The organism is Arthrobacter sp. SDTb3-6 (assembly GCF_013376095.1).
Classification (GTDB): domain Bacteria; phylum Actinomycetota; class Actinomycetes; order Actinomycetales; family Micrococcaceae; genus Specibacter.
In genome coordinates this window covers 45,516-66,196 of record NZ_JAAMFN010000012.1, presented here as the reverse complement: position 1 = coordinate 66,196, position 20,681 = coordinate 45,516, and the positions used below count along the sequence as shown (strand labels likewise).

Genomic DNA, 20,681 nt, shown 5'->3' with positions numbered 1-20,681 from the left:
ATGCCTGGTCTGCCCGGCCCTGCCGGGCGGGAACGCTAGGCTGCGTCGGTCTGCAGCTGGAGGGACTCGGCCGTGGCGGCGAGGGTCTGCGCAAACAGCTCCGCGTTCTCATTGAGCTTGGTGCCGTAGGTGGGCATCATGCCACGCAGCGAATCCTGCCATTCGAGCTTGAACTTGCGCGGGAAGCAGCGCTGGAGCAGCTGCAGCATGATCGGCACGGCCGTGGACGCACCCGGGGATGCGCCCAGCAGGGCGGAGATGGTTCCGTCGGCCGAGGTGATGACCTCGGTGCCGAACTGCAGCACGCCGCCCTTCTTGGCGTCCTTCTTGATGATCTGCACGCGCTGGCCGGCTGTGATCAGCTCCCAGTCGTTGCCGTCGGCACCGGGGAAGTACTCGTGGAGCGCCTCCACCTTGCCGGCGTGGGACTTGGTGACCTCGCTGACCAGGTACTTCACCAGGTCCAGGTTGTCCTTGCCCACGGCGAGCATGGGGATGATGTTGCCGGGGCGGATGGAGCCGGGCAGGTCAAGGTAGCTGCCGGTCTTCAGGTACTTCGTGGAGAAGCCGCCGTACGGGCCGAAGAGCAGGGAGCGCTTGCCGCCCACGTACCGGGTGTCCAGGTGCGGGACGGACATGGGCGGGGCCCCCACGGAGGCCTGGCCGTAGACCTTGGCGCTGTGCTTGGAAGCGATGGCCTCATCCGTACAGCGGAAGAACTGGCCGGAGACGGGGAAGCCGCCGAAGCCCTTGCCCTCGGGGATGCCGGACTTTTGGAGCAGGTGCAGGGCCCCGCCGCCGCCGCCGATGAACACGAACTTTGCCTTGATGCGGCCGCGCTCCCCTGAGGAGGGGTGCTTGGTGTCGATGTCCCACTGGCCGTCGCCGGTCCGCTGGACATCGGTGACGGAGGTGTTGAAGTTCACCTCGACGCCGTTGTGGTCCATGTAGCCGATGAGTTCGCGGGTCAGGGCGCCAAAGTCGACGTCGGTTCCTTCGGCTGCACGGGTTGCGGCCACCACCTGCTGCGGGTCGCGGCCCTTCATCACCAGCGGCGCCCATTCGGCGATCTGTGCCGGGTCCTCGGTGTACTCCATGGAAGCAAACAGCGGGTTGCCGGCCAGGGCCTGGTGCCGGGTCTTGAGGAACTTCCGGTGCGGCTCGCCGATGACAAAGCTCATGTGCGGGACGGTGTTGATGAAGCCCCTGGGGGAGCCGATCATGTTGTTGTCCACCATGTGTGCCCAAAACTGGCGGGAGAGCTGGAACTGTTCGTTGATGTTCAGCGCCTTCGCCGGATCAACGGAGCCGTCCTTGGCCATCGGTGAATAGTTCAGCTCGCAGAGCGCGGAGTGGCCGGTGCCGGCGTTGTTCCAGGGACTGGAGGATTCCAAACCTGGCGAACCGAGCTGTTCAAACAGCACAATCTTCCAGTCTGGTTCGAGTTGCTTGAGCATTGCACCCAGAGTGGCGCTCATGATGCCGCCTCCGATGAGTACGACGTCAGCGTCTTTGGTGGTCGAAATGAAGGTCACAGTCAACTCCGAATAGAGGCTCTTCCTAGCGGTAGAAGCGTATCGCGGCAGGTGCTCCCAGCGTAAATCAAGGGAGCTGGGTCACACGGGAGGGGCCGGGCGCCGTACCCCACGCGGGGCGCTATTTGCCGGGGGCCAGCGTCACCTGGTTGAAGACTTCGTTCAGGACAGGGCTGAGCGGGTAGCTGGCAACCTTGTCGGAAAGGGCGATCGCGGAGATCGGGAACGCAATGGGGACGGCGGGGACGGAGGGGGCGATCAGTTTGTTGATGGCGTCGTAGGCGGCGACGCGTTCGGGCCCGTTGGGCAGGCTCCGGGCGCGGGTGATTTTTGAGACGAGTTGGGGGTCCTGCAGGCCGAGCTCGCCATTGGGGGCGCCAAAGAGCGGGCCCACGAAGTTGTCCGGGTCGGCGTAGCCGCCGTTCCAGCCCATGAGGCTCAGTGCGTGGTCGCCCGGGCGGGTGACGGCCTGGACGTAGCCGGCGTTCCAGGCGATCGGCACGGGCTTGATGTTGAAGCCGATGGCCGTCAGCTCGCGCGCAATTTCCGCATACACCTTTTCGGGGGTGGCCAGGTAGGTGCGGGTGGCGTCGGTGGGGTAGTAGAACTTGATTTCCTGGCCCCGGTAGCTGGATTCCTTCAGGAGCGCCTTGGCCTTGACGGGGTCGTAGGGGATGCCCGCCACGGCGTTGTTGAAGCCGCTGAGCTTGGGCGGGATGAACTGGCCCGCGGTGGCCGTGCCGGCGATGAAGAACTTGCCCACGATGGTGGTCTTGTCGATGCCGGCGGCGATGGCCTCGCGCACCTTGTCGTCCTTCATCACGGGGATGGCCTGGTTGATGCCCAGGTACATCACGGAGAACGGGTCGCGCTGGAGCACCTGCTTGCCGGCCTTGACCAGTTTGTCAAAGTTGCTTGGCGTCACCGGGTCGAACCCGTCCAGGGTGCCGTCCTCCAGTGCGGCGAGCCGGCTCACCGGTTCGTTGTAGGTGGTGAAGATGAGGGTGTGGATCTGGCCCTTTTTGCCCCAGTACTTCGGGTAGGCGGTCATGGTGACGCTGCCCTTGGCCGAGGAGGTGAACATGAACGGTCCCGTGCCGACAGGGTGCAGGGCGTACCGGGACACCTTGTTGCCGTTAAGCGTCCGGTCCAGGATGTTTGCCGTGCCTTTCGCCAGTGCCGTGGGGGAGGAGATCGCAAACGAGGGAAGCGTGAGGGCCTGCAGGAAGCCTGTCAGCGGCCGCTTCAGCTGCAGGGTCATCTCCAGCGGCCCGTCCACGGTGCAGCCGCCGTACAGCGAGTCGTTGGGCTGGTCTGAAAAATCGCGGAAAACCTGCTTGAACATGGTGCCGGAACCGTCGCCGCGGACATTTTTTGGGAAGGTGTACCAGCGCTGGAAGTTCTTGCAGACGGCCTCCGCGTTGAACGCCGTCCCGTCCTGGAACGTGACGCCGGGGCGCAGCTTGAACTGGTAGCTGAGCCCGCCGTCGGACTCCTTCCACGACGTCGCCAGGCTTGCCGCCGGCGCCCCCGTGACGGGGTCGACCGTCACGAGCCCCTCCAGGACCTGCCGCGTCACCCGGTAAGATTCCGTGTCCGCCACCAGCGCCGGATCCAGGCCCGCCGGGTCCGCGCCCGTGCCGAAGCGGAAGGTCACGGGGGCCGCATTGGCGCTGTCTTGCCCCGTGGCGCTCGGGCCCGGTGACGGCGCCCCCGAGCAGGCAGTCATGCCCAGCAGGACGACGGCGGCCAGCGCCGCCGCGAGCAGGCCTCGCGTGCGCGGGTGCTGACGCCCCGCCCTGCCCGCGGCCCGGTGCGGCGTGCGTCGGCTCGGCGTGCGTTGCGTGCGGGCCTGAAGTGGCACGTGGGGGTTCTCCTTGCCGCAGGGTGTTCCGTCAGCCACTCATCCTAGTTGCTCAAGCCCGGCAGCGGCAGGCTGCGGGCTGGAGCCGTGGTTGCGGGTGTGACGGGCCGGGGGGATTGCCGGGTAGTATTGTGCAGGTCTTTACCGCATGTATTTGCCGGCGCGAGTGGTGGAATTGGTAGACACGCAGGTTTTAGGTACCTGTGCCTTCGGGCGTAGGGGTTCAAGTCCCCTCTTGCGCACACATTGATCACTGCCGTTGCCGGCCTTGCGGCCGCGCCAGGATCGCGAAACGGGCGGGCCGGAGGGCCGATTTTCGATCAGGCGTCGATCTTCAAGTCACGGCGCAGCTTGGCGACGTGGCCGGTGGCGCGGACGTTGTACTGTGCCAGTGCCACCTTCCCGCTGCCGTCGACCACGATCGTGGAGCGGATCAGCCCCTGGTACGTCTTCCCATAGTTCTTCTTCTCACCCCACGCAGCGTAGGCGTCCGCAACGGCATGGTCCTCGTCGGACAACAGCGGGAACGTGAGTTCCTCCTTGGCTGCGAACTTGGCCAGCTTGGCGACGGGATCGGGGGAGATGCCCAGCACCTGGTAGCCGGCCGACTTCAACGACGCCAGGTTGTCGCGGAAGTCGCAGGCCTCCTTGGTGCACCCCGGCGTTGCCGCGGCGGGGTAAAAGTAGACCACCACGTTCTGGCCCGTGAAGTCCTGCAGTGCCGTGGTGCCGCCGTCGGCATTGGGCAGGCTGAAGGCCGGGGCGGTGTCGCCGGGGACGAGGCGTTCGGTCATGGTGGCTCCTGGGGCGGTGTGTGGACGGGCGCCGCAAGGGAACGCGGCGGGATGTTCACTTCAGCCTAGGCCAGTTGCCGTGGACCCTTAAATTCGCGGCGGGCCCCGCGTTCGGCGGCATCGGAGGCCACCTGCCCGGGCAGCGGCCGGGCGGCGCTCGCGCACCTGGCGGGGAAAACAAAACGGCCCCGGTCCGCCTAAGCGGACCGGGGCCGTCTTTCAACTGTGCACCCCTCGGGACTTGAACCCGAAACCCATTGATTAAGAGTCAATTGCTCTGCCAATTGAGCTAGAGGTGCATCTTCTGGCCGCAGCGGTTCACGCCGGTTTGTGTCCGTTGTGTTCCCTGCAACGACATGAAACACTACATGGTTTTTGGGCGGGTGTGAAATCGAAAAGTCCGTTTGCGGCACAGATCACAGGCGGCCGGGTCAAAATCCCGGGAAAGACGCGGTTTTTTGGCGGCCAGGACACGAATTTCCGCGTTGAAACCGGCACGGCCGCCCCATGTCCCCTCCCGAGCCCTTCCGGCGGTCTTCCCTGCCCTTCCCCGGCCCTTCCTGAGGGACGACCCGCGGCAAAGGCTGGCCGGGACGTGATCCCCGTCATAGACTGCCCCCATGAGCGTGGATGCCAATTCAGCAGAAGAAGTTGTCCGGACCGCAGAGGGCAAGCCGGACATCAAGCCCCGCAGCAGGGTCGTCACCGACGGGATCCACGCCGCCCCGGCGCGCGGCATGTTCCGCGCGGTGGGCATGGGCGACGACGACTTCCGCAAGCCCCAGATCGGCGTCGCCAGCTCCTGGAACGAAATCACCCCCTGCAACCTGTCCCTGAACCGGCTGGCCCAGGGCGCGAAGGAAGGCGTCTTCGCGGCGGATGGCTTCCCCATGCAGTTCGGCACCATCTCCGTCTCGGACGGCATCTCCATGGGCCACGAGGGCATGCACTTCTCCCTGGTCTCCAGGGAGGTCATTGCCGACTCCGTGGAAACGGTCATGATGGCCGAGCGCCTGGACGGCTCGGTGCTCCTGGCCGGCTGCGACAAGTCCCTGCCCGGCATGCTCATGGCCGCGGCCCGCCTGAACCTGGCCAGCGTATTCCTCTACGCCGGCTCGATCATGCCCGGCTTTGCCAAGCTGGAGGACGGCACGGAAAAGGAAGTCACCCTGATTGACGCCTTCGAGGCGGTCGGTGCCTGCGCCGCCGGCAGGATGAGCATGAAGGACCTGGACAGCATCGAACGGGCCATCTGCCCCGGCGAAGGCGCGTGCGGCGGCATGTACACGGCCAACACCATGGCCTGCATCGGCGAGGCCCTCGGCATGTCGCTGCCGGGCTCGGCCGCCCCGCCCAGTGCCGACCGCCGCCGCGACATGTACGCCCGCAAGTCCGGCGAGGCCGTGGTCCACCTGCTGGAGAAGGGCATCCGTGCCCGCGACATCATGACCAAGGAAGCCTTTGAAAACGCCATCGCCGTGACCATGGCCTTCGGCGGCTCCACCAACGCCGTCCTGCACCTGCTCGCCATTGCCCGCGAAGCCAGGGTGGACCTGACCCTGAAGGACTTCAACCGCATCGGCGACAGGATCCCGCACCTGGGCGACCTGAAGCCCTTTGGCCGCTACGTCATGTTCGACGTCGACAGGATCGGCGGCGTCCCGGTCATCATGAAGGCACTGCTCGACGCCGGGCTCCTCCACGGCGACGCCCTCACCGTCACGGGCAGGACGGTGGCGGAAAACCTTGCCGACATCAACCCGCCGGACCCCGACGGCAAGGTGCTGCGCGCCCTGGACAACCCCATCCACAAGACCGGCGGCATCACCATCCTGCACGGCTCGCTCGCCCCGGAAGGCGCCGTTGTCAAGAGCGCCGGCTTTGACCTGGATGTGTTCGAGGGAACCGCCCGCGTGTTTGAACGCGAGCAGGGCGCCCTGGACGCGCTGGACAGCGGCGAAATCCAGGCCGGGGACGTCGTCGTCATCCGTTACGAAGGCCCCAAGGGCGGCCCGGGCATGCGCGAGATGCTCGCCATCACCGGCGCCATCAAGGGAGCCGGGCTCGGCAAGGAGGTGCTGCTGCTGACGGACGGGCGCTTTTCCGGCGGCACCACCGGGCTGTGCATCGGCCACGTGGCCCCGGAAGCGGCCGACGGCGGACCCATCGCCTTTGTGCGCGACGGCGACAGGATCCGCGTGGACATCGCCGCCCGGTCGTTCGACCTCCTGGTGGAGCCCGTCGAACTGGAGGGACGCAAGGTGGGGTGGCGGCCGCTGCCGGCCAAGTTCACCACGGGCGTGCTGGCCAAGTATGCGAAGCTTGTCAACAGCGCCTCCACCGGCGCCTACTGCGGGTGATTCCACAGAGTGGACCATGCGTCCACATGCTGGAATCACGGGGTATGCTGTTTGACACCTCCGGCGGCAAAAGGAAAGACTACAGACATGAACATGTTGCTCGTAGTCGTCATTAGCTAGCGCGTGACGCAAAATGGCCACACCATAAGGCCATGACCCTCTGACAAACCAGTGAAGAGAACGTCGCAACACGTGCAAACCCCTCGATGAGAGCCTGACGGCTGAGGGGTTTTTTTGTTTCCACCACAGTATGGCAACTCGTAACACTGCGTAAGCGACCCGAAACGCAAGCCATGGAAGTACCAAGAACACGAGTTCCGCAAAGGAAGAACCGATGAGTAAAGGAAAGCCCGCCAGCCCTGCGCTGATGGCCACCAAGTCCCACGGACATGGTGCCACGGCAGGAAGCAGCTCAGGAGCAGTCAGCCCGGCCAGCCCGGCCACCGCCGTCGTCGGCCCCAACAACGTTGTGGCGCCCGTACAAATGACCGGCTCCGAGGCACTTGTCCGTTCACTTGAAGAGCTGGGCGTCAAGGACGTCTTCGGGCTTCCCGGCGGAGCCATCCTGCCCACCTATGACCCCCTCATGGCCTCCTCCCTCAACCATGTCCTGGTCCGCCATGAACAAGGTGCCGGGCACGCGGCCCAGGGCTACGCCATGGTCACCGGCCAGGTCGGCGTGTGCATCGCGACCTCCGGTCCGGGCGCCACGAACCTGGTCACACCCATCATGGACGCCCACATGGACTCGGTGCCGCTCGTGGCCATCACCGGCCAGGTCTCCAGCTCCGTGATCGGCACGGACGCCTTCCAGGAAGCCGACATCGTCGGGATCACCATGCCGGTGACCAAGCACTCCTACCTCGTCACCGACGCCCAGGACATTCCGCGCATCCTGGCGGAGGCGTTCCACCTCGCCTCCACCGGCCGGCCCGGCCCCGTCCTGGTGGACGTCTCCAAGGACGCCCAGCAGGGCCAGATGACGTTCTCCTGGCCGCCGGTCATCGACCTGCCCGGGTACCGGCCCGTGTTCCGCGGCCACTCCAAGCAGCTGCGCGAGGCCGCCAAGCTGATCCGCGAGGCCAGGAAGCCGGTGTTGTACGTGGGCGGTGGCGTCATCAAGGCGCACGCCGCCAAGGAACTCATGGAGCTGGCCGAGCTGACCGGTGCGCCCGTGGCCACCACCCTGATGGCCCGGGGCGCGTTCCCGGACTCGCACCCCCTGCACGTGGGCATGCCGGGCATGCACGGATCCGTCTCGGCCGTGACGGCGCTGCAGCAGTCGGACCTGCTGATCACCCTGGGCGCCCGTTTTGACGACCGCGTTACCGGCGTGCTGAGCAGCTTCGCCCCGCATGCCAAGGTGATCCACGCAGACATCGACCCGGCGGAAATCTCCAAGAACCGCACGGCCGATGTCCCGATCGTGGGCTCGGTCAAGGAGATCATCCCGGACCTCACCGCCGCGGTGAAGGCCGAGTTTGAGGCCGGCGGAACCCCGGACCTCAGCGACTGGTGGGCGTTTTTGGGAAACCTGCGCGAGACCTACCCGCTGGGCTGGACCGAACCGGAGGACGGCCTCATGTCCCCGCAGCGGGTCATCTCCCGCATCGGCGCGCTGACGGGCCCGGAGGGCGTGTACGTGGCCGGCGTCGGGCAGCACCAGATGTGGGCCGCACAGTTCATCAAGTACGAGCGCCCGCATTCCTGGCTGAACTCCGGCGGCGCCGGCACCATGGGGTATTCGGTGCCCGCAGCCATGGGCGCCAAGGTCGGCAACCCGGACCGCGTGGTCTGGGCCATTGACGGCGACGGCTGCTTCCAGATGACCAACCAGGAACTGGCCACCTGCCGGATCAACAACATTGCGATCAAGGTTGCCGTCATCAACAACTCCTCGCTCGGCATGGTGCGCCAGTGGCAGACCCTGTTTTACAACAGCCGCTACTCCAACACCGACCTGAACACGGGCCATGACTCCATGCGCGTGCCGGACTTCGTCAAGCTCGCCGACGCCTACGGCTGTGTGGGCCTGCGCTGCGAACGGGTCGAGGACATTGACGCGACGATTGAAAAGGCGCTCGCCATCAACGACCGCCCCGTCGTCATTGACTTCGTGGTCAGCCCCGACTCCATGGTGTGGCCAATGGTCCCCTCAGGCGTCAGCAACGACCAGATCCAGGTGGCCCGCAACATGACCCCGGTGTGGGAAGAAGAGGACTAGACATGACACGCCATACCCTTTCCGTCCTGGTTGAGGACAAGCCCGGCGTCCTGACCCGCGTGGCCAGCATGTTCGCCCGCCGCGCCTTCAACATCAATTCCCTGGCCGTCGGTCCCACCGAGGTCTCCGGGGTGTCCCGGATGACCGTCGTGGTCGACGCCGACGGGGACCTGATTGAACAAGTCACCAAACAGCTGAATAAACTGGTCAACGTCATCAAGATTGTTGAACTCGTTTCAGAGAACTCCGTGCAACGGGACCACATCCTGGTCAAGGTACGTGCGGATGCCGCCACGAGGCTGCAGGTCACCCAAGCCGCAGACCTCTTCCGTGCCTCGGTCGTCGACGTGTCCACCGACTCGCTCACCATCGAAGCCACCGGCCACCCGGACAAGCTCACGGCACTGCTCAATGTGCTCGAGCCCTTCGGCGTCCGCGAGATTGTGCAATCCGGCACCTTGGCCATCGGACGGGGATCCCGTTCCATGAGCGACCGGGCACTTCGCGCCTCCTAGCGCAGCGCTTCCCAGCGCACCGGCGGCCGTCCGCGGCCGCCACGCAAACGTAGTGAAAACACAGCAGCACCCAACAATTATTCAAGGAGTTACACAGTGACCGACATGTTCTACGACGACGACGCAGACCTCTCCATCATCCAGGGTCGCAAGGTCGCCGTCATTGGCTACGGCAGCCAGGGCCACGCACACGCACTGAGCCTGCGCGATTCCGGCGTCGACGTGCGCGTCGGCCTCAAGGAAGGCTCCAAGTCCCGCGCCAAGGCCGAGGCCGAGGGCCTGCGCGTCCTCAGCGTTGCCGACGCCGTCAAGGAAGCGGACCTGATCATGATCCTGACCCCGGATCAGGTACAGCGCTTCGTGTACGCCGAGGAGATCGCCCCGAACCTGAACGCCGGCGACGCACTCTTCTTCGGCCACGGCTTCAACATCCGCTACGGCTACATCCAGCCGCCGGCCGACGTCGACGTCGCCATGGTCGCACCCAAGGGCCCGGGCCACATTGTGCGCCGCGAGTTCGAGGCAGGCCGCGGCGTGCCGGACCTGATCGCCGTCGAGCAGAACCCGTCCGGCAAGGCCCGCGAACTGGCGCTGTCCTACGCCAAGGGCATCGGCGGAACCCGCGCCGGCGTCATCGAGACCACCTTCACCGAAGAGACCGAAACCGACCTGTTCGGCGAGCAGGCAGTTCTCTGCGGCGGCGCCTCCCAGTTGGTGCAGTACGGTTTCGAGACCCTTACCGAGGCCGGCTACAAGCCCGAAATCGCCTACTTCGAGGTGCTGCACGAGCTCAAGCTCATCGTTGACCTGATGGTTGAGGGCGGCATCGCCAAGCAGCGCTGGAGCGTTTCCGACACCGCAGAGTACGGCGACTACGTCTCCGGCCCGCGCGTCATTACCCCCGACGTGAAGGAAAACATGAAGGCGGTCCTGGCGGACATCCAGAACGGCGCCTTCGCCAAGCGCTTCATCGACGACCAGGACGCCGGCGCCCCCGAGTTCAAGGCGCTGCGCAAGAAGGGTGAGGACCACCCGATCGAGGCCACCGGCCGCGAGCTGCGCAAGCTGTTCTCCTGGATCAAGTCCGCGGACGACTACACCGAAGGTTCCGTCGCCCGCTGACACGCATCCTCCGGGCGTGTGACGTGCATCGCTTGCGTCGCCGCCACCGCCGAATGTTACGGCCAAGGAAGCCGGACTCCCATAAACTGGAGTCCGGCTTTTTTGTTGATTCGCTTCGCAAAAAACCAGCCACCAAAATCCCCACCAGAACATACCCGAGAGCTAAAGAGGTCACAGGTGAGCGCCACCAAGCCAGTCGTACTCCTCGCAGAGGAACTTTCACCCGCCACGGTCGAGGCACTGGGCCCCGACTTTGAAATCCGCCAGACGGACGGGTCCGACCGGTCCCAGCTGCTCACCGCCATTGAGGACGTGGACGCCATCCTGGTCCGCTCCGCAACCCAGGTCGACGCCGAGGCCATTGCGGCCGCCAAGAAGCTGAAGGTCATTGCCCGTGCCGGTGTGGGGCTGGACAACGTGGACATCAAGGCCGCAACGCAGGCCGGGGTCATGGTGGTGAATGCGCCGACGTCGAACATCGTCTCCGCCGCCGAACTGACCATCGGCCACATCCTCTCCCTGGCCCGCCACATCCCGGCCGCCAGCACCGCCCTGAAGAACGGCGAGTGGAAGCGCTCCAAGTACACCGGCACGGAACTGCTGGAGAAGAAGCTGGGCATCATCGGCCTGGGCCGCATCGGCGCCCTGATCACCGAACGTGCCAAGGCCTTCGGCATGGAGATCATTGCCTACGACCCCTATGTGACCTCCGCCCGCGCCGCCAGCCTCGGCGTGCAGCTGATGGGCCTGGACGAGCTGCTGGAGCAGTCCGACTTCGTCACGATCCACATGCCCCGCACGCCGGAGACGCTGGGCATGATCGGCACCGAGGCGTTCGCGAAGATGAAGAAGAGCGCCTACGTCATCAACGTCGCCCGCGGCGGCCTGGTGGACGAGGCCGCGCTCAACATCGCCCTGCGCGACGGCGAAATTGCCGGTGCCGGCATTGACGTCTTCGTCAAGGAACCTGCCACGGACGTCGACTTCCTGGGCCTGGACAACGTCATTGTCACCCCGCACCTGGGCGCCTCCACCGGCGAAGCCCAGGAAAAGGCCGGCGTCTCCGTGGCCAAGTCCGTGCGCCTGGCCCTGGCCGGGGAACTGGTGCCCGACGCCGTCAACGTCGCCGGGGGCGTCATCGCCGCCGACGTCCGCCCGGGCATCCCGCTGATCGAGAAGCTGGGCCGGATCTTCACCGCCCTGACCCACGCCTCCGTGACCCAGATCGACGTCGAGGTGGCCGGCGAAATTGCCGCCCTGGACGTCAAGGCCCTGGAACTCTCCGCGCTCAAGGGCGTGTTCAAGGACGTCGTCTCCGAGCAGGTGTCCTACGTCAACGCCCCCGTCCTGGCCGAACAGCGCGGCATCAACACCCGCCTGATCACCACGCTGGAATCCGGCGACTACCGCAACGTGCTCACCATCCGCGGTGCGCTCTCCGACGATTCGCAGATCTCCGTGGCGGGCACCCTGACCGGGCCCAAGCAGGTCCAGAAGATCGTGGGCATCAACGGCTACGAGCTGGAAATCCCGATGAGCGACCACCTGCTGGTCATCTCCTACGCGGACCGCCCGGGCGTGGTCGGCACCCTCGGCCGCCTGCTCGGGGAAAACAACGTCAACATCGCCGGCATGCAGGTGGCCCGCCACAGCGAAGGCGGCCAGGCCCTGGCCCTCATCACCGTCGACAGCGCCGTCCCCCAGGGCGTGCTGGAGGCCATCAAGGAAGGCATCGGCGCCACCGTGGCCCGCGAGGTCGACCTGGAAGACTGACGCCGGGCCTGCCGGGACCCGTACGACGGCGGCACCCGGGTGGGACGAACATCCCACCCGGGTGCCGCCGTCGCACGTTAACGCCCCGGGCGCCGGACACGAAGCGGCGAAACCGGCTGCTTCACGGTAAATTCGTAGGGTGACATCTACTGACTCGGCCAAGACGCCTTACTACCTCACCACCGCCATCACGTACCCGAACGGCGTCCCGCACATCGGGCATGCCTACGAGTACATCGCCACCGACGCCATGGCACGCTTCAAGCGCCTGGACGGGTTTGACGTGATGTTCCTGACCGGCACGGATGAGCACGGCATGAAGATTGCGCAGGCGGCCGAGAAGGAGGGCATCACGCCCAAGGAGCTCGTGGACCGCAACGCGGCCATCTACAAGGCGGCGCACGCGGCGCTGGGCATCACCTACGACCGCTTCATCCGCACCACGGACGCCGACCACTATGCGGCGTCGCAGGCCATCTGGAAAAAGATGGAAGAGGCCGGGGACATCTACCTGGGCAAGTATGAGGGCTGGTACTCCGTCCGCGACGAGGCCTACTACGGCGAGGACGAGACCGAACTGCGCGGGGACGGCAAGCGCTACTCCAAGGTCACCGACACCGAGCTGACCTGGACGGAGGAGGAAAGCTACTTCTTCCGCCTCTCCAACTACCAGGACCGGCTGCTGGCCCTGTACGCCGACCAGCCCGACTTTGGTGCCCCGCGCACCCGCTTCAACGAGGTCATCAGCTTCGTCAAGGGCGGGCTGGAGGACCTCTCCGTCAGCCGCACCACCTTCGACTGGGGCGTCCCCGTGCCCGGCAACGACAAGCACGTCATGTACGTGTGGGTCGACGCGCTGACCAACTACCTCACCGGCGTCGGCTACCCGGACACGGAATCGGAATCGTTCAGGAAGTACTGGCCGGCGGACGTGCACGTCATCGGCAAGGACATCTCCCGCTTCCATGCCGTGTACTGGCCGGCCTTCCTGATGTCCGCCGGGATCGAACTGCCCAAGCGCGTCATGATCCACGGCTTCCTGCACAACAACGGCGTGAAGATGTCCAAGTCGCTGGGCAACGTGGTGGCGCCGGCCGACTGGGTGGCCCAGTACGGGCTCGACGCCGTGCGCTTTTTCCTGCTCCGCGAGGTCCCGTTTGGCGCGGACGGCTCCTACAACCACGAAGCCGTGGTGGGCCGCATGAACCACGACCTCGCCAACAACCTGGGCAACCTGGCCCAGCGGTCCCTGTCCATGGTGGCCAAGAACTGCGGCGGTGTGGTGCCGGTGCCCGGTGCCTTGACCGAGGCCGACGAGGCGATCCTCGCCGCCGCCGGCGCCCTGCTGGAACAGTCCCGCGCCGCGTATGGGGTGCAGGACTTCCACGGCTCACTGGAGAAGATCTGGCACGTCCTCGGCGACACCAACGCCTACTTTGCCGACCAGGCGCCGTGGGTGCTGCGCAAGACGGACGTCCCCCGCATGGAAACCGTGCTGTACGTGACCCTGGAGGTGCTGCGGATCGTCTCGATCCTGGTCCAGCCGGTCATGCCGGACGCCGCCGCGAAGCTGCTGGACATGTTGGGCCAGGGCACTGCCCCGGACGACGCCGTCCGCCAGTTTGCTGCCATTTCCGTGCCCTTGGTGCCCGGTACCGTCCTGCCCGCCCCGGCGCCGGTCTTCCCGAAGTACGAGGAGCCGGCCGAGGCCTAGTGTCCGCCACCCGGAATTGCCGTGGCACGTCATTTCCGGGGCAGCCCGGCTCGGCGCAACAAGTGGATGAACTGCTGACGGTTCATCATTTCGTCCCATTCCCAACGGACAAACCCGACGCCCTGGGCGCGGATCTGGTCCTCACGGGCCTTTTCCTTCATCACCCGTTGCTGGATGGACAGGCCTGCACCCCCGTCGGCGCGGAGATACTTGCCCTTGCCTTCGAATTCGCCGACGACCCGTTGTTCCTCAAACCAAAAGTCGACTTTTGCCTTTCTGCGGTCACGCAGGACAAACGGCTGTTGGAGCACTGGTGCGGGAAATCCGAATTGGAACATCTTGGCGCGACTGATGGATTCACCTGCAGACCCGGACAGGTCCGAGGCGAAGTTGATGACCGCCAAGGTTCGTTCGCGGGCAGCCCTGCTGCCGAGACGGCCGGCGGCCGCGCAGATCGTCCACCGAAACGGCCTGTCCCTGTGGACCGTCAGTTTCCCGTGACAGCCCATGGAGGTCGGGCACGGAGCCGGCGGCCATGAATTCGTTGACAGCCTGGCCGGCCTCGGGGGATCGCCGGGCGGAGTCGCAGACAGCGACCGCAAAAGGGAACGACAGCCCCTTGACCAGTGCCACGGTGGTGGTCAGCTTGTCGGTGGGCAGGAACGGACCGCACTGGACGACGCCGTTGGTCAGCGATCCAAGGTGACGGATGACCCCGTTGTTGTTGCGTCCGCTGGTGGCGGTCTCCGTCACCACGTGCAGCTTTGACGGCAGTCCGACAATCCACAGTCCCCCTAGGCGTGCTGCGGTTGCATGACACAGGACGGGTTGGCGCGGTGCCAGCGCCTGGAACGCCGCAGCCCGGAGCCCATATTGCTGCGCCGGACTGGAACTGTTCCAGTCGTCGGATTTCGTGTAGACGCCCCGACGGATGCGCACCGGCTATCCCTTGTTCTTTAGCTGGGCGAGCTTCCTGGAGTCCTGTCCCACCAGTCTCAAATCCGCCGGAAGGATCAGGCGCGGTTTGTTCATGCCTCCCAGCGTGTCATCAGGGTCTGCGCCACGAAAGGGGCAATCCGGGATCTGTGGATAACCCTCGGCTCGCCTGCACCAGCTGAAATTTGGTCCAGCTGCAGTAATTGCCGCGGTGACAGGCGGCCGCGGGCACCCCCGCCGCCCGCGTCAGTCCACGGCCAGGCCTTCGACGGGGGAGAGCCGGGCCGCGCGGCGGGCCGGAACCACCGAGGCCAGCAGCCCCGCGGCGGCGGCCACGGCCACCACCAGCAACACCTGGGCCCATGGAACCACCGGCACCACGGTGGTGAAGCTGCCCAGGGCGGACTGCGCCCCGAGCCAGCCGTACACCACGCCCAGGACGGAGCCGATGACGGCGGCCACCCCGGCAATGAGCACCGCCTCCAGCGCCAACATGCCGCGAAGCTGGCCCCGGGTCAGGCCCAGCGCCCGCAGCAGCGAGTTCTCGCGGGTCCGTTCCAGCACTGACAGCGACAGCGTGTTGGCTACCCCGATGAGGGCGATGACAATCGCCACGGCCAGCAGGCCGGTCACCACCAGCAGCAGCGTGTTGATGACCTGGTTGAACATGACCTTCTCGAGCACGGCCCCGTCCACCTGGTTTTCGTCAACGTGCAACGCCGAGGCGATGTCCGCGCGCAGGGCCGTGATGGCGGTCCCGTCCAGTGAGGGGGACACCTTGATCCATACCTGGTCGGCAGCGCCGGCCAGTACAGGGCTGCCGGCGGCCGCGGCGGGGAAGTCGCTGAGCGGGACCAGTGCGGCGATCCCGCCGGTGGTGGAAGTGTGCACCGTGAGCCGGGTGGTCGTTTTGCCGTCCACCAGCGATGCGCCCGCAGCCTTGGTGCCCTTGGGCAGCACCACGGTGCCTGGTGCGGGCCGGTTCGCCGGGTTGCCGAGCAGCCGTGCGGCGTCCGCGGCGGAGATGCCATAAGCCGGGTATTGCCGGCCGCCGGCTGTGACGGTGCCCACCACCTTCAGCTGGGCCACGGCCTCAACGCCGGGGAGGGTGGCCGCCTTGGCCAGTTCGGCGCCGGTGAATGCCGGCGCGCCCGGCACCGCCGCGGCTGCCATGTCGACGGGGAAATGGTCGGCCAGCTGCGATTCGAAGGCCTGCCGCGCGGTGGCTGCGCCCGTCATCATCATGGTCACGAGCGTGACGCCGATCAGCAGTGCGGAGGCCGTGGCGGTGGTCCGGCGCGGATTCCGCACCGCGTTCGCGGAGGCCATGGTGCCGGGGACGCCCGCGGGCCGGGCCAGCCTGCCGGCCATCGACACCAGGCGCGGCACAAACAGCGTCGCCGCCAGGATGAGCCCCACGAATGACGCCGCCCCGGCAGGCACGGCCAGCAGCAGGTTGGAACCGAGCCCGCCGGCCACCAGTCCCGCACCTCCGACCAGGATCAGCGCGATGCCGATCCCGAGGCGCACCCGCCCGGCCGCGTTGTGGACGGAGGCGTCGTCGGCCGGCCGCAGCGCCGCCAGCGGCGCCACCCGCGTGGCCGAGCGGGCGGGGACCAGCGAGGCCGCCACCGTCAGCAGCGTCCCCACCACCAACCCGGCAATGATGGACGACGCCGGAACCCCCAGGGTGGCAAAGGCGTAGTCGGGGTTGTGGCGCAGCAGGCCGACGACGACGGCCATGGTCCCCACCGCGGCCAGCACGCCGAGCACCGATGCTGCCAGGCCCACCACGAGGGCCTCGAGGATGACGGAGGAGCGAACCTGCTTCCGGCTTGCGCCCACGCAGCGCAGCAGCGCCAGCTCGCGGGTGCGCTGGGCGACGAGGACGGAGAAGGTGTTGGAAACCACCAGGCCGGAGACCAGCAGGGCGACGGCGGCAAAGGCGAGCAGCACGATCGTGAGGTGGTCGGTCCCGCCCGTGAAGGACTTGACGGTGGCCGTGGTGAGCTCCTGCGGGGTGACCACCTGGCCGGCCGGCAGCCTCAGCGCCTGCTCCAGCGCGGTGGTGGCAGTGGCCGTGTTGGTGCCCGGCACCAGCTTGACCGCAATGGTCGTGTAGTGGGTGTCGGGGCCGGATACGGCGTCCAGGGTGGCGGCCGTGGCCGCAAACTGCGCCAGGCCGGAGAGCTGGGGATCGGCGGAGGCCGCCATGACCCCGGTGACGGTCGCCTTCACCGCGTGCGAGGCGGCGGGCAGGGCGGAGTCCGGCTCGGCGGAACGGGCTGCCCCGGACGTGCCGGAACCGGAGACGCCGGAACCGGACGCTCGGGCCTCGGCCTTCAGGCGGCCTTCCTGGTGGGCCGCCGCGACGGGGGTTCCGCCCAGGGTCACGGTGCTGCCCACGGCCAGGTGGCGGGCCGCTGCGGTCTTGGCGTCGACCGTGACCTGGCCGGCCGCCGTCGGCCATGAGCCGCTGACCAGCGCCAGGGGCTCCAGGGCAGGGGAGGCGGGGAGGTTGCGCAGCACGCCCGCCAGCGTGGCGGTGCCGGCCGAGACCGGCACCATCTCCTGGCGGAGCGGGTAGCTGGCGGCGACGCCGGGCGTGCGGGCGGCTGCTGCGGCGGACGCGGCGGTCAGCGGCACGGAGGCGGTGGCGGAGGCGACCAGGTCCGCCTTGGCGTAGGACTGTCCCAGGCTCGCGGTCAGGGAGGCCGTGGCGGAGGAGTTTACCATGAGCGTGGCGGAGAGAAAGGCGACGGCCAGCAGCACGGCCAGCATGATGGCGATGAACCGCCGTGAATGGGTCTTGAGCTGGCTAAAGGCTACCTGCAGCATGTCCTATGCCCCCAGGGATGCGAGGGAGGCAAGCACGGTCTCGGCCGTGGGGTTCTCCAGCTCGCCCACCAGGGCGCCGTCGTTCATCAACACCACGCGGTCGGCGTAGGAGGCGGCGACGGGGTCGTGCGTGACCATGATGATGGACTGGCCCATCTCGCGGGAAGAGCGGCGCAGCATGCCCAGCACCTCGGCGCCGGAGCGGGAGTCGAGGTTGCCGGTGGGCTCGTCGCCGAAAATGACGTCGGGGCGGGTGAGCAGGGCGCGGGCCACGGCGACACGCTGCTGCTGGCCGCCGGAGAGCTCGTGCGGCTTGTGCGCCAGCCGGTCGGTGAGGCCCAGCGTGGAGGTGACGGAGGTGAACCATTCCTTGTCCACCTTGCCGCCGGCGAGCGCCACGGGCAGGGTGATGTTGGCTTCCGCGGTGAGCGTGGGGACCAGGTTGAAGGCCTGGAACACGAAGCCGATCCTGTCCCGGCGCAGTTGCGTCAGCGCCTTGTCGTTGAGCGCCGTGAGTTCCGTCTCGCCGAGGTGGATGGTGCCTGCCGTGACGGAGTCGAGCCCGGCCAGGCAGTGCATGAGCGTGGACTTGCCGGAGCCGGAGGGGCCCATGATGGCGGTGAACCGGCCCGCCGGGAAGTCCAGGTCAACGCCCTTGAGCGCCGCCACCTCGGTCTCGCCCTTGCCGTAGGTCTTGCGCAGCCCGCGGGCCTGGACCGCCAGGGTCCGCCGGTTTTGTTCGGTAGTGATCGTCATGGCTCCAGCCTATTTCCGCCTGGGGTGGCGGCGGATCGGAGCGCGGGTGGAGATCGCAGGCATGTTCGCCCCCGCCACCTCCTCCCAAGGGATGACCCGCCCGCGGCACCCCGGGCCTGCCTCCCTGCGACGCTCGGTTGCAATCGGGGCAAAAACGGCCAACGCTCCCTCACTGGGTGCGGGAGCGTTGGGCAAAAACGCCCCGATTGCAACCGAGCGTTGGTGGGTGGGTGGGGTCAGCCGGGGGACACTATGCCTGTCTCGTAGGCGATGACCACCACCTGGACGCGGTCGCGGGCGTTCAGTTTTGCCAGGATGTGCCCCACATGGGTCTTGACGGTGGCCTCGGAGACAAAAAGCTGTCCGGCGATTTCCGGGTTGGACAGCCCCTGGGCGATCAGCACAAACACCTCGTGCTCCCGCGCCGTCAGCCCCGCCACGGCGGCGGCGTGCGCGTCGTTGGCCGGGCTCGGCGCCGCCAGCAGGGGCGCCACGTGGTCCAGGAGCCGCCGGGTGGTGGACGGGGCGATCACGGCGTCGCCGCGGTAGACGGTACGGATGGCACCGAGCAGTTCTTCCGGCGGGGCGTCCTTCAGCAGGAAGCCGCTGGCCCCGGCCTGGATGGCGGCCAATGCGTATTCGTCCAGGTCGAAGGTGGTCAGCACCACGATCTTCAGCCCGGAAAGCCACGATCCGGCGGGTGCGGCCTTGACCCGCTCCACCAGCCGCCGGGTGGTCTCGATCCCGTCCATGCCGGGCATCCTGACGTCCATGAGGACCACATCGGCGGCCGTCGCGGACAGCGCGGCCAGGGCCTCGACGCCGTTGCCGGCCTCCACCACCGCGGAAAGGTCCGGCTGGGAATTGATGAGCATGCCGAGTCCGGAGCGGATCAACAGCTGGTCGTCCACCAGCGCCACGCGGATGGGCGGATGTGTCATTTAAGCCTCCGAATAGGGAATGAATGCGGCAATGCCGAAGCCGCCGCCAGCGAGCGGCTTGGCCTCCAGCGTCCCGTCGTACAGTTTCACACGTTCGCCCATTCCGCGCAGTCCGTTGCCGCCCGGGGACCGCGGGGAGGCGGGCAGGGCTGGGAGGGAGGTGCCGGCGTCGTGCGCGCCTCCCGTGTCCGCCAACGACGCCGAGGCACCCCTCCCGTTGTCCCGCACCGACACATCCAGGCCGCGGGCGCCCCAGTGGAGCGCCACTGCCGCCTGGACGTTGGGCCCGGCGTGCTTCATGACGTTGGTCAGGCCCTCCTGGACCACCCGGTAGGCGGTGAGCTCGGCCCCCGCCGGCAGCGTGCGGCGCGCCGATCCGGTGGTCTCTGAGGAGACCGCCAGGCCGGCGGCGCGGACACCGAGCAGCAGTTCATCGAGTTCCGACAGGCCGGGCAGGGGCCGCATGGAGGCGTCAGCGCCCCCGCGCAGCACGCCCAGCAGGCGCCGCATTTCCTGCAGCGAGGACCGTCCCGTCCCGGCGATGGTGGCGAGTGCGGCGGGCGCGGCCTCAGGATGGGCTGCGGCGGCGTACAGGGCGCCGTCGGCCTGGGTGATGATGACGGAGAGGGAATGGGCCACGATGTCGTGCATCTCGCGGGCGATGCGGGCGCGTTCGTCGCCGGTGGCCAGTTCGCGTTCCTGCTGGGCCTCGATCTCCAGGCGGTGCGCGCGGTCCTCCAGTGCCTGTTCCCGCAGCCGTTTGGTCCGGGTCAGGTCCCCGGCTGTCCAGCTGAACAGGACGAGCACCCAGATGCCCAGGACCAGCACGGCGCCATAGGGCATCGAGGCCAAGGAGGACGAGGTGAGGTTGGCGAAAAAGCGGGTGACCAGCAAGATGGCGCCCAGCATTGCCAATGCCAGCCCGCCCAGGCTCGCCCAGCGCGGGGCGAAGGCCGCCAGGGCGTACAGCACGATCGGCACCGCAATGTCTGCGGGCATGGGCTGCACCGCCAGCGCCCACTGCAGGATGGCCGCGGCGGCAACGAACGCGCCGGCGGCGAGGGTGCGGGTGCGCCGCCAGGCCAGCGGAACGACCAGCGCGGTGCCGAAGACGACGGTCGCCGTGAGGTGGGCCATGCCCGGGCCGGCGCCCGGACGGGCCATCCCCAGCGGCATGGCCACGAACCACAGCACGGCCATGGAGACGAGGTCCACGGCGAACCGGTGCCGGCGGAACCAGTCGTAGACGGAATGCATGATCACGCCTTCCACTGTAGGCGGGCGGCGGCTGTCCGGCGTCCTGCCAGGG

General features: G+C 67.4%; 15 protein-coding genes and 2 tRNA genes. 7 read left to right on the top strand and 10 right to left on the bottom strand.

The genetic code is table 11. From position 1 onward, the window contains the following. Nucleotides 1-35: 35 nt before the first annotated feature. On the bottom strand, nucleotides 36-1,535 hold the full coding sequence (locus G6035_RS08005) for a malate:quinone oxidoreductase (protein WP_176616552.1): 1,500 nt from the start codon (nucleotides 1,533-1,535) through the stop codon (nucleotides 36-38). Nucleotides 1,536-1,656: 121 nt separating this feature from the next. Further along, the gene (locus G6035_RS08000) at nucleotides 1,657-3,438 is read right to left on the bottom strand and encodes an ABC transporter substrate-binding protein (RefSeq protein WP_371130912.1); all 1,782 of its coding nucleotides are present in this window, start codon (nucleotides 3,436-3,438) and stop codon (nucleotides 1,657-1,659) included. A 121-nt stretch (nucleotides 3,439-3,559) separates the two neighbouring features. Here G6035_RS08000 and G6035_RS07995 point away from each other — a divergent pair. Beyond that, a tRNA-Leu gene (locus tag G6035_RS07995) sits at nucleotides 3,560-3,641 on the top strand. Between the two features lie 78 nt (nucleotides 3,642-3,719). On the opposite strand, the gene bcp is transcribed toward G6035_RS07995, so the two are convergent. Together bcp and G6035_RS07985 are read right to left on the bottom strand one after the other, a co-directional pair. Next, entirely contained in the window at nucleotides 3,720-4,193 is a 474-nt protein-coding gene (gene bcp, locus G6035_RS07990; protein WP_176616551.1) for a thioredoxin-dependent thiol peroxidase, read from the bottom strand. Between the two features lie 226 nt (nucleotides 4,194-4,419). After that, nucleotides 4,420-4,492: transfer RNA gene (locus tag G6035_RS07985), tRNA-Lys, on the bottom strand. Between the two features lie 321 nt (nucleotides 4,493-4,813). On the opposite strand from G6035_RS07985, the gene ilvD reads away from it, so the two are divergent. The 6 genes from ilvD (at nucleotide 4,814) to metG (ending at nucleotide 13,901) form a co-directional block, all read left to right on the top strand. Further along, nucleotides 4,814-6,553 carry a dihydroxy-acid dehydratase gene (gene ilvD / locus G6035_RS07980; RefSeq protein ID WP_176616550.1) on the top strand — a complete coding sequence of 580 codons (1,740 nt, stop codon included), beginning with the start codon at nucleotides 4,814-4,816 and terminating at the stop codon, nucleotides 6,551-6,553. 334 nt (nucleotides 6,554-6,887) lie between these two features. Continuing rightward, nucleotides 6,888-8,777 (top strand): acetolactate synthase large subunit, encoded by a 1,890-nt coding sequence (locus G6035_RS07975; RefSeq protein ID WP_176616549.1) that lies wholly within the window; start codon nucleotides 6,888-6,890, stop codon nucleotides 8,775-8,777. A 2-nt stretch (nucleotides 8,778-8,779) separates the two neighbouring features. Then, nucleotides 8,780-9,292, top strand: a complete 513-nt coding sequence (gene ilvN / locus G6035_RS07970; RefSeq protein ID WP_176616548.1) for an acetolactate synthase small subunit — start codon at nucleotides 8,780-8,782, stop codon at nucleotides 9,290-9,292. A 96-nt stretch (nucleotides 9,293-9,388) separates the two neighbouring features. Beyond that, on the top strand, nucleotides 9,389-10,414 hold the full coding sequence (gene ilvC / locus G6035_RS07965; protein WP_176616547.1) for a ketol-acid reductoisomerase: 1,026 nt from the start codon (nucleotides 9,389-9,391) through the stop codon (nucleotides 10,412-10,414). 177 nt (nucleotides 10,415-10,591) lie between these two features. Beyond that, the gene (serA, locus tag G6035_RS07960) at nucleotides 10,592-12,187 is read left to right on the top strand and encodes a phosphoglycerate dehydrogenase (RefSeq protein WP_176616546.1); all 1,596 of its coding nucleotides are present in this window, start codon (nucleotides 10,592-10,594) and stop codon (nucleotides 12,185-12,187) included. Between the two features lie 139 nt (nucleotides 12,188-12,326). Continuing rightward, the gene (gene metG / locus G6035_RS07955; RefSeq protein WP_176616545.1) at nucleotides 12,327-13,901 is read left to right on the top strand and encodes a methionine--tRNA ligase; all 1,575 of its coding nucleotides are present in this window, start codon (nucleotides 12,327-12,329) and stop codon (nucleotides 13,899-13,901) included. Between the two features lie 29 nt (nucleotides 13,902-13,930). Here metG and G6035_RS07950 read toward each other — a convergent pair whose 3' ends face one another. From G6035_RS07950 to G6035_RS07925, 6 genes are all read right to left on the bottom strand, one after another. After that, on the bottom strand, nucleotides 13,931-14,305 hold the full coding sequence (locus G6035_RS07950) for a hypothetical protein (RefSeq protein ID WP_176616544.1): 375 nt from the start codon (nucleotides 14,303-14,305) through the stop codon (nucleotides 13,931-13,933). Beyond that, a complete protein-coding gene (locus G6035_RS07945) occupies nucleotides 14,259-14,840 on the bottom strand; it encodes a hypothetical protein (protein WP_176616543.1) in 582 nt (193 codons plus the stop codon). The genes G6035_RS07950 and G6035_RS07945 overlap by 47 nt, the downstream gene beginning before the upstream one ends. A gap of 243 nt (nucleotides 14,841-15,083) precedes the next feature. Then, the gene (locus G6035_RS07940; RefSeq protein ID WP_176616542.1) at nucleotides 15,084-17,675 is read right to left on the bottom strand and encodes an ABC transporter permease; all 2,592 of its coding nucleotides are present in this window, start codon (nucleotides 17,673-17,675) and stop codon (nucleotides 15,084-15,086) included. 3 nt (nucleotides 17,676-17,678) lie between these two features. Continuing rightward, on the bottom strand, nucleotides 17,679-18,431 hold the full coding sequence (locus G6035_RS07935) for an ABC transporter ATP-binding protein (protein WP_176616541.1): 753 nt from the start codon (nucleotides 18,429-18,431) through the stop codon (nucleotides 17,679-17,681). Nucleotides 18,432-18,667: 236 nt separating this feature from the next. Further along, on the bottom strand, nucleotides 18,668-19,372 hold the full coding sequence (locus G6035_RS07930; protein WP_176616540.1) for a response regulator transcription factor: 705 nt from the start codon (nucleotides 19,370-19,372) through the stop codon (nucleotides 18,668-18,670). Continuing rightward, nucleotides 19,373-20,629, bottom strand: a complete 1,257-nt coding sequence (locus G6035_RS07925; protein ID WP_176616579.1) for a sensor histidine kinase — start codon at nucleotides 20,627-20,629, stop codon at nucleotides 19,373-19,375. Nucleotides 20,630-20,681: the final 52 nt, after the last annotated feature.